This is a genomic window from Acinetobacter sp. CY81, from assembly GCF_059515925.1.
Genome location: NZ_JCAKNC010000020.1, coordinates 1 through 13,792 on the forward strand (window position 1 = coordinate 1; position 13,792 = coordinate 13,792).

The 13,792-nt window shown below is 38.0% G+C and carries 12 protein-coding genes; 4 read left to right on the forward strand and 8 right to left on the reverse strand.

All coding sequences use genetic code 11. The annotated features are described in order from the left end of the window. Positions 1-54: 54 nt before the first annotated feature. Positions 55-1,389 carry an ISNCY family transposase gene (locus tag AC5YDM_RS14900; protein ID WP_496151848.1) on the reverse strand — a complete coding sequence of 445 codons (1,335 nt, stop codon included), beginning with the start codon at positions 1,387-1,389 and terminating at the stop codon, positions 55-57. A gap of 389 nt (positions 1,390-1,778) precedes the next feature. Here AC5YDM_RS14900 and AC5YDM_RS14905 point away from each other — a divergent pair, with 389 nt between their 5' ends. Beyond that, entirely contained in the window at positions 1,779-3,233 is a 1,455-nt protein-coding gene (locus AC5YDM_RS14905; protein WP_496152849.1) for a SulP family inorganic anion transporter, read from the forward strand. Positions 3,234-3,329: 96 nt separating this feature from the next. On the opposite strand, the gene AC5YDM_RS14910 is transcribed toward AC5YDM_RS14905, so the two are convergent. Then, entirely contained in the window at positions 3,330-3,632 is a 303-nt protein-coding gene (locus AC5YDM_RS14910) for a helix-turn-helix domain-containing protein (protein WP_496152850.1), read from the reverse strand. Then, positions 3,625-3,981 (reverse strand): type II toxin-antitoxin system RelE/ParE family toxin, encoded by a 357-nt coding sequence (locus AC5YDM_RS14915; RefSeq protein WP_496152851.1) that lies wholly within the window; start codon positions 3,979-3,981, stop codon positions 3,625-3,627. Before AC5YDM_RS14915 ends, AC5YDM_RS14910 begins: the two co-directional genes overlap by 8 nt. 114 nt (positions 3,982-4,095) lie before the next feature. On the opposite strand from AC5YDM_RS14915, the gene AC5YDM_RS14920 reads away from it, so the two are divergent. Both AC5YDM_RS14920 and AC5YDM_RS14925 read left to right on the forward strand, forming a co-directional pair. After that, a complete protein-coding gene (locus tag AC5YDM_RS14920; RefSeq protein ID WP_496152852.1) occupies positions 4,096-4,413 on the forward strand; it encodes a hypothetical protein in 318 nt (105 codons plus the stop codon). Positions 4,414-5,097: 684 nt separating this feature from the next. Further along, positions 5,098-6,621, forward strand: a complete 1,524-nt coding sequence (locus AC5YDM_RS14925) for a TerC family protein (RefSeq protein ID WP_496152853.1) — start codon at positions 5,098-5,100, stop codon at positions 6,619-6,621. A gap of 384 nt (positions 6,622-7,005) precedes the next feature. On the opposite strand, the gene AC5YDM_RS14930 is transcribed toward AC5YDM_RS14925, so the two are convergent. The 4 genes from AC5YDM_RS14930 to AC5YDM_RS14945 all read right to left on the reverse strand — a co-directional run bounded on the left by AC5YDM_RS14930 (position 7,006) and on the right by AC5YDM_RS14945 (position 10,826). After that, positions 7,006-7,233, reverse strand: a complete 228-nt coding sequence (locus AC5YDM_RS14930; protein ID WP_496126898.1) for a hypothetical protein — start codon at positions 7,231-7,233, stop codon at positions 7,006-7,008. A 318-nt stretch (positions 7,234-7,551) separates the two neighbouring features. Next, positions 7,552-8,079 (reverse strand): plasmid replication DNA-binding protein, encoded by a 528-nt coding sequence (locus AC5YDM_RS14935; protein ID WP_496152857.1) that lies wholly within the window; start codon positions 8,077-8,079, stop codon positions 7,552-7,554. Between the two features lie 84 nt (positions 8,080-8,163). Next, complete coding sequence (repM, locus tag AC5YDM_RS14940) at positions 8,164-9,099, reverse strand: replication initiation protein RepM (RefSeq protein ID WP_496152854.1); 936 nt, start codon at positions 9,097-9,099, stop codon at positions 8,164-8,166. A 557-nt stretch (positions 9,100-9,656) separates the two neighbouring features. Continuing rightward, positions 9,657-10,826 carry a MobA/MobL family protein gene (locus AC5YDM_RS14945; protein WP_496152855.1) on the reverse strand — a complete coding sequence of 390 codons (1,170 nt, stop codon included), beginning with the start codon at positions 10,824-10,826 and terminating at the stop codon, positions 9,657-9,659. Between the two features lie 300 nt (positions 10,827-11,126). On the opposite strand from AC5YDM_RS14945, the gene AC5YDM_RS14950 reads away from it, so the two are divergent. Next, positions 11,127-11,885 carry a hypothetical protein gene (locus AC5YDM_RS14950; RefSeq protein ID WP_496152856.1) on the forward strand — a complete coding sequence of 253 codons (759 nt, stop codon included), beginning with the start codon at positions 11,127-11,129 and terminating at the stop codon, positions 11,883-11,885. A gap of 478 nt (positions 11,886-12,363) precedes the next feature. Here the strand turns inward: AC5YDM_RS14950 and AC5YDM_RS14955 are convergent, their stop codons facing one another. Then, a complete protein-coding gene (locus tag AC5YDM_RS14955) occupies positions 12,364-13,698 on the reverse strand; it encodes an ISNCY family transposase (RefSeq protein WP_496151848.1) in 1,335 nt (444 codons plus the stop codon). Positions 13,699-13,792: the final 94 nt, after the last annotated feature.

The following is a 13,792-nucleotide window of genomic DNA, read 5'->3' on the forward strand; positions in this document are numbered from 1 at the left end:
TGGTATTCACCAATTAAAATGTCTATGCGATAAACCATTTAAAATGTCCTGTTTTTAACGACAAGAGTCAAGCACAGGATTCAACTTTCTTTGTTCAATACCGGCTTTCTGAGCTTTACGACTTGGCATACTTTTGTTTGTTCTTGAACGTTTATTCTGTTTTTCCAATGCTTCATGCTGCTGTTGAATATGCGCTAGAACTGAACCTAAACGTTTATTTTCAACAATCTCATTTTGCTGTAGCCCAGCCAATTTATTGAAGATGCTGTAGTTGAGCTTTCGTCCTTGATGCATGAGGGCCACAGTCCCATCCGGATACTCTAGAAATGAAATATATTGCCCAACTAATTTCTGGTTTAATTCAGTCGGTTCAAGCATATAAATACATTTGTCATAGGTCAGGGTTAGATTCTTGGTGACCTTACGCGGTTCCTGCCAGGTAAAAATATCATCCAGTTCAAGATCAGATTCGGTTAAGGGCCGATGTAAATTCTTTGAGTTTCTCGCACATTTGGCGAACCTCTGATTGAAATGCTCAATAAAGCAGGGTAGCCATGCATTGGCTTCAGCAATCGAACCGATGCCTTCTAGGCGCATCTCCTTGATCAAACGGTCCTGAAGGGTTCTATTCGCTCGTTCTACGCGGCCTTTGGCCTGTGGTGAGTTGGCGAAGATAATATCAATGTTTAACTCGTTCAGAATCCGCCCAAATTGCGTGATCTTGCTGTCTTGGCTCGATTTCTGATTGACTCGGAATACCGAGTGTTTATCGCTATAAAAGGCCAAGGGCTTCCCATATTGCTCAATGTAGGCTCGGGTTGAAAGCATGTAATCAAAGGTCGTTTCCGCTTCACAAAAGCGCAGATGCAACAGCTTTCCAGTGGCATCATCGATATAAACCAGCAAGCAGCATTTGGCGGCTCGGCCTTCAAACCAGTCATGATATGAGCCATCAATCTGAATCAGCTCACCCAAGCAATCCCGGTTATAGCGTGGCTGATATGGGCGTTTTAGACGTTTGGATCGCGGAATCCAGAGCTCATTTGCAGTCATCCAGCGCCGAAGCGTTTCTACAGGGATATTCAGGTCAAACATGCTGCTGAGCTTCTCATGCGCCAAGGTGGGTCCAAATCCGAGCAGATGTTCAGAAATAATGGAAAGGCACTTTGATTTTAATAACTCATCATGGCGATGATGACCCGGGTGACCACGACTGGCATGCGCCAGACCTGAAACACCGTCTTGATGGAGCTTCTGCAATAACCGGGTAATTTGACGAGTGGAAAGATTCAGGATTTCAGCAGCACGGACTTGGGTAATACGATGATCTCGAACCTCTTGCAGAACTGCAAGACGTTGAATTTCTTTATCAGACATAGTGATCAGCATCTATATTTTATATCCAGTCCATGATGATAAAAACCATCATAAACTAGACATTTTTATTGGTGAGAATATAGACAATTTAAATGGGTTCTAACAATGGGGTTTCGTATAACGCCCATTATGTTAAATAGGGAGTTTTTTAGGTAAGTTTGCTTGGATTTCTAGCTTATTTCCCTCTCATAATAGATAGAGAAGATATTAACTGTTATCCTTGCTTTCGAAAATCCACCACAACAAGTTCTCTCCTTTATGACACTTACGCCACCTTAAGTTTATTTACCTCTTAAATCAGTAAATAACTCATCACTGTCTAGTGATGTGGTGTAGTCGCTTGTGTGTCGTATATGTCACGTCACTAGCCTATCTAAAATTCCAAAAATCAGGCTATTTGTATGTTATCTAATATCCGAGAACAATGGTTCTCTAACATCCGTGGGGATGTGCTTGCAGGGCTAGTTGTAGGTCTTGCACTCATTCCAGAAGCTATCGCATTTTCAATCATTGCAGGCGTAGACCCCAAAGTTGGCTTGTACGCCTCGTTCTGTATTGCAGTAGTGATTTCATTCGTTGGTGGTCGTCCAGCTATGATTTCAGCTGCTACAGGTGCTATGGCGCTGCTCATGGTCACGTTGGTCAAAGAACATGGGCTTGAATACCTACTTGCTGCAACAATTTTGACTGGTGTTATTCAAATATTAGCAGGATATTTAAAACTGGCTAAGTTGATGCGCTTTGTTTCTAAGTCTGTCGTGATTGGCTTTGTAAATGCCTTGGCAATCTTAATTTTTATGGCACAGTTACCTGAATTAACTAATGTGACTTGGCATGTTTATGCTTTGGTAGCACTAGGTCTAGGCATTATCTATTTATTTCCTTTAATCCCTAAATTAGGAAAATTATTACCTTCTCCTCTTGTTTGTATTATTGCGATTACATTACTGGCAATCGCCTTGGGAATTGATGTGCGGACAGTTGGGGATATGGGGGCTTTACCTGACACACTTCCAATGTTTTTGATTCCTAATATTCCTTTGAATATTGAAACATTAATGATCATTTTGCCGTATTCAGTTGCATTGGCAGCAGTGGGTCTACTTGAATCGATGATGACTGCAACTATCGTAGATGAAATGACAGATACCCCAAGTGATAAATTCCAAGAATGTAAAGGACAAGGCATTGCGAATATAGCATCTGGTTTCATGGGGGGTATGGCTGGTTGTGCCATGATTGGTCAATCCATGATTAATGTTAAATCTGGCGGTCTTACTCGCTTATCAACATTCTCAGCAGGTATCTTTCTTTTAATTCTCGTAGTCTTTATTAGTGATTGGCTTAAGGTCATTCCAATGGCTGCGCTAGTGGCTGTCATGATTATGGTTTCCATCAGTACCTTTGATTGGAATTCATTAAAAACATTCAAGGAAAATCCTAAAAGTAGCAATATTGTAATGGTAGCTACTGTCGTAGTCGTTGTAGCAACACATAACCTAGCTTTAGGCGTATTAACAGGTGTTCTATTGTCTGCATTGTTCCTTGCGAACAAGTTAGAGAATGATATCCATGTGGAATCTACTTTAGAGGGTGCGCATCGCTTATATGACTTACATGGTCAGATCTTCTTTAGTTCTTCTGAAAAATTCATGCAGAGTTTTGACTTTAAGGAAGATGTTAAGGATGTGATTATTGATTTAACCCATGCCCATATTTGGGATGTGACATCAGTCGCTATGCTTGATTCAGTAATAAGTAAATTCCAAAAGAATGGTGTCAATGTGACTGTACGTGGCTTAAATGAGGCCAGCACAAATATGATTGATAAATATGGAACACACGCCAAAATCTAAGTTAAAGAGATTCTACATTTATGTAGAATCTCTAAAATTAACATAATACACCTTATGCGAAATCAAAAATGGGAGCTTAAGCTCCCATTTTTATTGTTATACATTGAATCCTATATGTTTTCCTGTTGGAAGCTCTACATCAATACGAAGTTTTCCTCCCATCGCTTCAACATACTTTTTCATCGTTGAAAGCTTTAAATCATTCCCACGATTTTCGATTGCTGAAAGTGATGGCTGTTTGATACCAAGGGTTTCAGCCAATTCTTTTTGAGAAATTTCTAATTCTTCACGAATTAGATAAAGCTGGTTTTCTAGTAATAACTCATCAGCCATTTGTTGAATACGAGCTTGGCTCTCTGGAGAGCGACTAGCTAATAATTCTTGTAGGGTCTTAGCCATCAGATTGTTCTCCTAAAGTTGAGAGATGAAGTTCGTATTGCTGATCTGCAATAACTAGCATATCTGTATAAAAACGCTTTTTACCACTCTTATCTCCAATACACAGCACAATGGCCTGTCGTAATGGATCGAATGCGAAAAATGCCCTTAGCGGTTTACCTCGATGCTGAACACGCAGTTCCTTCATATTGGTAAATTTAGAGTTGTAGACTGTATCTACTAAGGGACGACCTAAACTTGGCCCTTGCTGTTGCAGAATAACCAAAGCAGCTAAGACTTTTTCTTGTGTTGTTTCATCTTGCTGTTCAAGCCATTCATTAAACAGATCCGTTGTAATGACTGTCCACATATTACAACCAAAATATAGATTATGGTCTATATTTTAAGGGGGATTGAATGACTTTGCAAATAATCATACACAATGAGTATGATGACCTGAGGATCACTACACTTAAGGATCGGGATGAAGCATTTAGAATTTATAGGAAAAAGTACAGAATATATCGGCCATACCCATGTTGAAATTATCAATAGTTCACTACGCTTATCTTTCAACGTCCCATCAACAAATGATGTAAAAGAAACTTTTAAAAAGATGGTCGAAAACAACTATGATTTACTAATGGAAACATCACAAAAAATAGAATTTGAATTAGATAGTGAAGTTCTTAAAAAAATTGAAAAAATAACGAAAGAACAAGGTATTGAGTTTGAAGAATATGTGCAAAATTCCTTGATTAAGCTCATTAACCAATGTGAATTAACTACCGATCAGCCTTAACTTAGGCAATAAAAAAGCCCAACATCCTGTTGGGCTTTTTTACGTATTAGGCACTCTGATCTGACTCCTGTCGGACCAGCATTTTCCTTTGCTGTCATTTGTTATTGTTGTCTGGAGCATCCTACTCTCGATGTCCTTATCATAGGAAATTACTGGGAATCGGGATAGACGTAAAATACTGGAATTGATGTGCGCCAGGGCGTACAAAATGGACCAGAAATTATCCGTAAACTTGTCCGCAGAAAATGGGGATTATTTCGGTTGTGTGACAGTTGATAAAGTTGAAAAAAACATAAAATTGATCAAATATTAGCCAATTTTATTGGCAGAATATATCAAAAATGCTCAAAAAGAAACCGACTTATATCGAAGCCGGATTTTCAGGGTGTTTTTGAATTATGTAAAATAATTAACTGATTGTTTTTATTAGAATAAGAAGATTGGAGTTCGCATAATGCCCATTATGTTAAATGGAGATGTAACAGTTTAAAAATTAGAATTAAATTAACATTTTTAAAGAGATAAATTTTGCAAAAAAATCATAAAAAAGCTAAACCCTGAACTTTAAGATTATGCATAATCAATTTAGGTATATTAAAAAGGTTAAACTTAGATGGATCCTTCGCCGGGTACAAACTTTAAAAAAAGCAAAACTTCTCTTAGATTTTTAGAGGAGATGGTCTAATGGAATTCTTGTTAGATCCTGGAATTTGGGTAGGCTTACTCACCCTGATTGTTTTAGAAATTGTTTTAGGTATCGATAACCTAGTCTTTATTGCCATTTTGGCAGATAAACTTCCTCCTGAGCAGCGTGATAAAGCTCGTATCATAGGTCTATCCTTAGCATTGTTAATGCGTTTGGGCTTATTGTTTGCAATTGCTTGGTTAGTCACTTTGACCAGACCATTGATTACAGTCTTTGACTGGACCTTCTCTGGTCGAGATCTGATTCTCTTATTTGGTGGTTTATTCCTGCTTTATAAAGCAGTCAGTGAATTGCATGAGCGAATGGAAGGTAAGACAGAAGTACATGTTACAACCAATGTTGTATATGCAAGTTTTACAGCAGTTGTAGCTCAGATCGTAGTGTTAGATGCCGTGTTCTCATTAGACTCGGTTATTACCGCGATTGGGATGGTAGATAATATTTATGTGATGATGGTGGCTATGATTGTAGCTATGGTTGTCATGTTGGTTGCATCTAAACCCCTCACCAGTTTTGTAAACCGTCACCCTACTGTAATTATCCTCTGCTTAAGTTTCTTGCTCTTAATTGGTATTAGCTTAATAGCAGAAGGCTTTGGCTTCCATATTCCAAAAGGTTACATCTATTCGGGTATCGGTGTTGCAATTGTGATTGAAGCTTTTAACCAGTTTAGCCAACGCAACGCAACAAAGCATGAATCAAAAATCCCATTACGTCATCGTACTGCCGACTCAATTTTAAGATTGATGGGTGGAAAAATGGAAACGGTCTCAGATAGTCCTCGTCATGCTGAAGCCCAAGAAGCATTTGCGGATGAAGAACGCTATATGATTGGAGGGGTACTTACCCTAGCTGAAAGATCGGTTGCTTCTATCATGACTCCACGAAGTCAAATCTCCTGGATCAATGTAAACGAGACACCTGAAAAAATCCGTGAACAGGTACTATCTGTCCCACACAGCCTATTTCCCGTTTGTCGAGGTAGTTTGGATAAAGTCTTAAGTGTCGTTCGTGCTAAAGAAATATTAGAAGTACTGGATGATCAGGAACAGCTGAAGGCACTAATTAAACGTCATCGTCCAATTTTCATTTTTGAAAACATGAAAGTGATTGATGCGATTAATACTTTACGAACGTCTAAAGGTTCATTGGTTTTAGTCAATGATGAATTTGGTAATGTACAAGGCTTAATTTCACCGCTTGATGTATTTGAAGCAATTGCAGGTGAATTTCCTGATGCAGACGAACAACTAGATTTGGTGAAGCTAGATGACCACACATGGAAAGCATCCGGCATGTTAGATCTTTATCAGCTTGAACTCGTATCAGGATTAGATCTGGTAGAGTACGATGCAGGCTATATTAGTGTTGCAGGGCTGATTCTGGATAAATCTAATGGTGTGGTAGAGGTTGGATCAACGCTAGATTATCAAGGTGCACACTTTGAAGTAATCGAACTAGAAGCCAATCATATCAAGACTGTTATGATTACTTTAAGGTAATGAGCAATTGAAAAAGCCCTCATAAAATTATGGGGGCTTTTTGATTCAAGCTATTCGTTCGTTAATAAAGAAATTTCGGCTGGAGTATAGCCACGCTCATATAGAATACTTGTAATAGCTGCTCTAATGTTTTGACAGTTAGATTTCTTATTTTTTTTGAGTAAGTCCAAATCACTATAACCGCTTAAGTTATATTTTAATTCGAGGACTTTCGAATTTGGTGATGAATAAAGAGAATGTAAAAACTTACGTATTCGGGGGCGCATATGGGGCTTAATCAGGAAATGAAATATCACTTTATCGTATTTTAAAACAATAAAAAAGTAGATAAGTAAAAAATTCTACAATACTTAATTTAGAAATTTTAACTTAAGTATCAATATCTTAATCAAAGTTAAGCTGATACTCATCAGTCGTAATCTTAATTTTCAGATTTTTATATTTTCTTTTAGTTGAACTAAGAGCTGAATTAGTGACCTCTTCATAAAATTTAGGATCATTCATGAGATCGTGAAATAACTTATATCCAATCAATACCTTACTGGTATCTTTGTTTTCTTTTAACGTATTTTCGATGAGTTGATCTAAATCTGTTACTGAAAAATTATGCATATTACGCTCTATAGTATCTTTCTGATAGAACAATACAGACTTAGCAATAGGATTTAAAGCTTTATTAGACAATTGATATTTATGAAATTATAAGAAAAATAATATATTAGTTTTATCTATGTAAAGTTAAGATTTCCTAAAATTAACATAATACACCTTATACGAAATGCTTTGATTTATCCCTTCTAAATCATTAACTTATACCAAGCCGTTCCAGGGTTCAGCGCACTGGAACGGCTTTTTCATGATTATTCACGTTCCACGGCTATTCTTTGATCAATGTTTCACGCTTTTGATTAGCTCAGTTGAATAATTCCTTTAGCCATTTGGCAAGAAAAACCGGCTTAACCACCCTCTTTTCGGCTGCTCCGGTTCAACCTGTTCCGGCACGGGAATCCGCTTATTTTCTGTCTGCTCTGGATTAGCTAATACCTCAGAGCTATTCTGTCGAACAGTCTGATTTGTATTGATTGTAGTATCCATTGCAGACTGGTTTTGATCTTCTTGTTTAGATGGCTCTAGGACACCTTTAAACTCAATTCTATGAGTAAGATCTTCGATATGTTGCATCAAAGACTTTTCTCTTTGATTTGCTAAATCCAACTGATTTTTAAGTAAGGTGATTTGATCTTTTAGAACAGTTTCAACCTCAGATTGGACGTGTACAGGTACATCCTTCTGAACTTGTTCAGTGCGTGTACTGGACTGAACACCGACAGGATTGCCATAAACTCTGATAAGTTCAGATAAGTCTATAAGTCCATCATGATCTCTTGATAATTCACCATTTTTTAAAGCCTCATATATTGTTGTACGTGATTTTTTAAAGGCTTTACTTGCGTCCATAACGCTAAATTTTGTTGTGTTCAATGTAGTCCCTCAGTGCATGTACACGGATGTTCATCTGAACATCCTACCTGAACATGAAATTTATTTTGTGCTAAATCCTACCTTTCTAAGATATGGTAAAAGTTCTTCAAATTTCTCTTTGTCTTGTAACATTTCAGCAATTCGAACTGCAAATTGTGCATAGCTTTCTGTACCTTGAGAATATTTATTCATGTCTGGAAGCTCAGAAAGCTTATTTGCAAAAAGGTGACGTTGTGCATCTGTCATTTTTGAGAACAGACTCAGAGTAGTCGGAGTTTTTCTATCAGTGTTAACGACTTTTTGTTTAAAGGTAAATGAAAATCCAATAATTGAACGCCCACGTTTATGCTGCTCATACTGGGCAATAATATCTGTATGAGTGTTAATTTGACTGATAGCTGGTTCTAAAACCCGTCTTTTAAATAATTCCATACGCTGATACTCGTTTTCCAACACGCCAATACGATTTCGAAAATCCTGTAAATCAATAATTGGGGTCTTTTTTGTACTACGCCAAGAAATTATTAATTCATATAGGCGAACTGCATATGGGCTATTTAAATTACTGACTTGCTCTATCTCGTAACTCGTAAAATGTTTCTCTAAATTAGTAATTAGCGGTAAAACGACAGGTGAAAATGTGATTTCAACTGTTGCTGTCGAATCAATATAAGCAATATCAGAAACCCATCGGCTAGTTTTTTGGGCAATACCTTTTACTCGTTCTTCTTGATAACTGAAACGTCTTTCAAAAAGATTTTTAGCAGCTTCTTTTAGTGCAAGATAAGAGGCCTGCCTAGTAACATTGAAAGTTATTTCATAACTTTCAGCTGGAATTTGAACTGGTTTACCGTACCAATGATCAATATCCCAACTTAAGTCGCCACTTTTTCTTGCAACAATAATTGCAAGTATCATCAATCGTTGCTCAACTAGACTTAATGAATAACTAGCATTTATAAGTACATTATCTTTTACTACAAATTCTCTTTTCAAAATAAAGCACCGTTAATTATTATTGGTGTTAATACACCATAAAAAATATATGGTGTCAAATGGTAAGTAAACGGTGTCATATTGGTAAGTAAACGGTGTCATATTGGTAAGTAAACGGTGTCATATTGGTAAGTAAATGGTGTCATATAGTTAAATAATTATATAAATATCATTATATTAAGTAACCATAAAAGATTTAAAAATATTAAATTTAATTAAAAAGAGTTAAAAAAATTGCCCTATGTTTTCGCTACGCTCAAACTCTATTGAACTTCGCTTACGCTCAGTTCGAAGGGGCAATTTTTTTGGTTAATCTCGTTATTACTTCAAAAAAGCAAAAGCAACTCGGAATTCGCTTCGCTCATAAGTTTTTTTATGCTCGCTTCGCTCGACCTAGAAGCAAATTAAATCTGTTCGCACCCTTCGGGATGCTCTGTATCTATATCTCAGCCACAAAGGGGAGCTTGTAATCAGAGAAAAAGCATGGCGAAAATTTTAATTGGGTCTGTTCGCTCGTAGACACTCGCTCTGTAAGGCCTGAATAAAGCCAGATAATTTTAAAAACCAGGACCACCATAATCATAATCATCAGATTTTGGCTTTGGCTGTTTGGGTTGAACCGGTTGAGGGGGCTTATTCTGCATGGGTAATGAATACTTTGGCTGGGAATGCACTTCAAACTCAAAACATGGGGTACTGTTACGTCTTGAGTCTTCTAGTTTTTCATTCATTTCATAGATGGACCAAGCCTCTTGTTTGAGTATAGGGCCTTGGTTTTTGATAATTTCATTCAAATCATTTTTTAGTTTGTCCTTATTTTTTGCATTCTTGATTAAGTAATTCAGGTAATACATCACTTCCAATGATGAAAATGGGTTGTTTTCAGCACTATAAAAATATTCATGTTGTTGATCTAAGTATTTTTGCCGTTCTTCTAGTTCTCGTTCTTGCTGGTTGTGTTCTCTGATCTTTTGGATCTCTGCTAGGTATTCAGGGGTCGCATTTTGTTTGCCAACACCGAGTTTCGGTTCTGGAAGGTACAAGGTACTGTGGATCTCATTGTATTTTTCATAGCTGTCTGCTGAAACTTGATTCTTGATGGTGATGTCTTGGCCATCCAGATGGTAGGTGATAGTGGGGCAGTATTTGGCCAGGGCATCATTGAGATGGTTTTCCCATTGTTTGCGGATATAGATTAGGAAAGCGGAATAGTCTTCGTGATTTTCTTGGAGTTGGATCTTCTTTGCACCGCCTTTTGATGGGTCTTTTGCGTTATAGCGTTTGAAATACTGTTCGGCTGTTCGTTCAATACCGTCATCGGCTTTCAATGAGAACATTAGGTGACAGTGGGGCTGATCTTCGCCACTGATGCGCGATTTTACGTTGTGTATGGCGTATGAATGCGGATAGTTGCGGTTAGCTACATGTTTTTCTAAAAACGTCTCTATGAGCATTTTACGCTGTTCTGGCGTGAATTCATTTGGTAGGGCAATTTCGTATTCCATATATGCTTTGGCATTGGCACGCTCATAAGTGTCTGCTGCTTGCCAAAATGCGATCGGATCTTTCACGAAGGCAGGCATACAATGGCCAGCTTCAATGTGTTCTATGGTCTCATTACTGGTTTTTCGGATACCTTCGTATTGCATGAGTCTGGAAATGTAGAGGTAATGGCCTAAGGCATAGCCTTTGTTTTTACTTTTGACGCTGAAATGGTAGCTGGCCATACGTACCTCTGTTGGGTTGATACCGATTTTTATGCAGTGAAACGAAATAAAAAGTGTCCGGATTTTGAATGCCTCAATGGCTGAAAAACCGGTAAAAGAGGGTCAAGGGAGATATGCTCCCTTGCGTACTAGTTTCTCCAATAGGTAGAAACTGTCAAGTGCGAATTATTTAAATTAAAAATAAATTTTCTTTTCAAGAAAATTTATTTTTAATTTAAATAATTATTTTCAGACTGCCCTATGTAAATATGGTAAAACCATATTTACATAGGTTGCAGCTCTGAAATTTGGCGGTAGATGATGACTCTCGAAAAAACAAAAAAACGTGGTAGACCTGCTCAATTACTTAAAGTTGCAGAGTTACATTGCTTTGTGGAATTTTTACTAGAGAAAGATCCTCGGACCGAATTACAAAACCAGGTCATTGATGTATTACAAGCCGAAGACTTTAATTTTGAGTTGTTGTCTGAAGCACAGCAGATTTTAGTGAAAGAGGCTTTAAAACCCTATCGCGAACATCTAAAGATCACATTGTTATTTGAAGAGTTGAACAATCTGCCTCTTAAAACTGAATATGAACAAAAAATCGTAGATCTGTACCAGGATGATCAAAAGGGAAATTTAGATCTAGCTGAACGTAATATTCTAAAAACGATGTGTACGCGCTATTACCGTTTCAAGGCTCAACAACTGAAATTGAAGGATCTTGAGCTTTATTTGAGTCAGATCCAAAAAAAGGATGCAGGTAAAAAACGCAAAGCAGAGAATCAACTTAAATTTGAGCTAGGCGGGGCAGTGTTAGCAGCCTTTAAGAAACTAAATAAAGAAATGCCAGAAGATAGGAGTAAGGTCACAAATAGTATTGTAAATAATGCGAACTTTTGGAAAAAAGTTTCTAAAACAAAAATTTATAGTGCCATTTCTACAAAAGAATCTACATATTTTGAGGACATTGAATTATTTATTAAAGTTATAGACGGTTTGGCTTCCTACAGTTACGACGGTCAAAAGTTATTTGAATATGAAATATTAAAACAAAAAAAAATAGATAAAAAATAGTTCTATTCATTCGCTCTGAAAAGGTCATCAAACGTTCCAGATGTTCAACTTCAGTTCTTAAATATTTTTATTTATGAGCTAAATATGCTGAAACCCAACCAAACGAAATCTGATTTTTAAAATTTTGCTAGGATTTGCTCAATCTACATATTTTGTGGGTTCTGATGGTGTGGGTGGAAGGATTAAGCGACGCTAGCGCACCACGGATTAAGTTGTTACTAGGGAATATCGACAAAGCAACAACGTGATGAGTAGTTCAGAAAAGCTTTAAGTTGTATGTTGGGGAAACCCTCACAGAGAAAAGTGATCTGTTCGGTTTGAGAACGTGTCGATGCGGTGTGTGAATCGTAATCTCAGCCTATGTAGGAAAGCACAATTACCTACTGCCGTGGACGACCGATGCGTGGCTCCGTCAGCCCAAAATTGGTATTCACCAATTAAAATGTCTATGCGATAAACCATTTAAAATGTCCTGTTTTTAACGACAAGAGTCAAGCACAGGATTCAACTTTCTTTGTTCAATACCGGCTTTCTGAGCTTTACGACTTGGCATACTTTTGTTTGTTCTTGAACGTTTATTCTGTTTTTCCAATGCTTCATGCTGCTGTTGAATATGCGCTAGAACTGAACCTAAACGTTTATTTTCAACAATCTCATTTTGCTGTAGCCCAGCCAATTTATTGAAGATGCTGTAGTTGAGCTTTCGTCCTTGATGCATGAGGGCCACAGTCCCATCCGGATACTCTAGAAATGAAATATATTGCCCAACTAATTTCTGGTTTAATTCAGTCGGTTCAAGCATATAAATACATTTGTCATAGGTCAGGGTTAGATTCTTGGTGACCTTACGCGGTTCCTGCCAGGTAAAAATATCATCCAGTTCAAGATCAGATTCGGTTAAGGGCCGATGTAAATTCTTTGAGTTTCTCGCACATTTGGCGAACCTCTGATTGAAATGCTCAATAAAGCAGGGTAGCCATGCATTGGCTTCAGCAATCGAACCGATGCCTTCTAGGCGCATCTCCTTGATCAAACGGTCCTGAAGGGTTCTATTCGCTCGTTCTACGCGGCCTTTGGCCTGTGGTGAGTTGGCGAAGATAATATCAATGTTTAACTCGTTCAGAATCCGCCCAAATTGCGTGATCTTGCTGTCTTGGCTCGATTTCTGATTGACTCGGAATACCGAGTGTTTATCGCTATAAAAGGCCAAGGGCTTCCCATATTGCTCAATGTAGGCTCGGGTTGAAAGCATGTAATCAAAGGTCGTTTCCGCTTCACAAAAGCGCAGATGCAACAGCTTTCCAGTGGCATCATCGATATAAACCAGCAAGCAGCATTTGGCGGCTCGGCCTTCAAACCAGTCATGATATGAGCCATCAATCTGAATCAGCTCACCCAAGCAATCCCGGTTATAGCGTGGCTGATATGGGCGTTTTAGACGTTTGGATCGCGGAATCCAGAGCTCATTTGCAGTCATCCAGCGCCGAAGCGTTTCTACAGGGATATTCAGGTCAAACATGCTGCTGAGCTTCTCATGCGCCAAGGTGGGTCCAAATCCGAGCAGATGTTCAGAAATAATGGAAAGGCACTTTGATTTTAATAACTCATCATGGCGATGATGACCCGGGTGACCACGACTGGCATGCGCCAGACCTGAAACACCGTCTTGATGGAGCTTCTGCAATAACCGGGTAATTTGACGAGTGGAAAGATTCAGGATTTCAGCAGCACGGACTTGGGTAATACGATGATCTCGAACCTCTTGCAGAACTGCAAGACGTTGAATTTCTTTATCAGACATAGTGATCAGCATCTATATTTTATATCCAGTCCATGATGATAAAAACCATCATAAACTAGACATTTTTATTGGTGAGAATATAGACAATTTAAATGGGTTCTAACAA

Coding starts and splice junctions, on each gene's coding strand:
- AC5YDM_RS14910 (WP_496152850.1), bottom strand. CDS start 3,632: ATGGCTAAGACCCTACAAGAATTATTAGCTAGTCGCTCTCCAGAGAGC.
- AC5YDM_RS14950 (WP_496152856.1), top strand. CDS start 11,127: ATGACTCTCGAAAAAACAAAAAAACGTGGTAGACCTGCTCAATTACTT.
- AC5YDM_RS14905 (WP_496152849.1), top strand. CDS start 1,779: ATGTTATCTAATATCCGAGAACAATGGTTCTCTAACATCCGTGGGGAT.
- AC5YDM_RS14955 (WP_496151848.1), bottom strand. CDS start 13,698: ATGCTGATCACTATGTCTGATAAAGAAATTCAACGTCTTGCAGTTCTG.
- AC5YDM_RS14930 (WP_496126898.1), bottom strand. CDS start 7,233: ATGCATAATTTTTCAGTAACAGATTTAGATCAACTCATCGAAAATACG.
- AC5YDM_RS14920 (WP_496152852.1), top strand. CDS start 4,096: ATGAAGCATTTAGAATTTATAGGAAAAAGTACAGAATATATCGGCCAT.
- AC5YDM_RS14945 (WP_496152855.1), bottom strand. CDS start 10,826: ATGGCCAGCTACCATTTCAGCGTCAAAAGTAAAAACAAAGGCTATGCC.
- AC5YDM_RS14935 (WP_496152857.1), bottom strand. CDS start 8,079: ATGGACGCAAGTAAAGCCTTTAAAAAATCACGTACAACAATATATGAG.
- AC5YDM_RS14925 (WP_496152853.1), top strand. CDS start 5,098: ATGGAATTCTTGTTAGATCCTGGAATTTGGGTAGGCTTACTCACCCTG.
- AC5YDM_RS14915 (WP_496152851.1), bottom strand. CDS start 3,981: ATGTGGACAGTCATTACAACGGATCTGTTTAATGAATGGCTTGAACAG.
- AC5YDM_RS14900 (WP_496151848.1), bottom strand. CDS start 1,389: ATGCTGATCACTATGTCTGATAAAGAAATTCAACGTCTTGCAGTTCTG.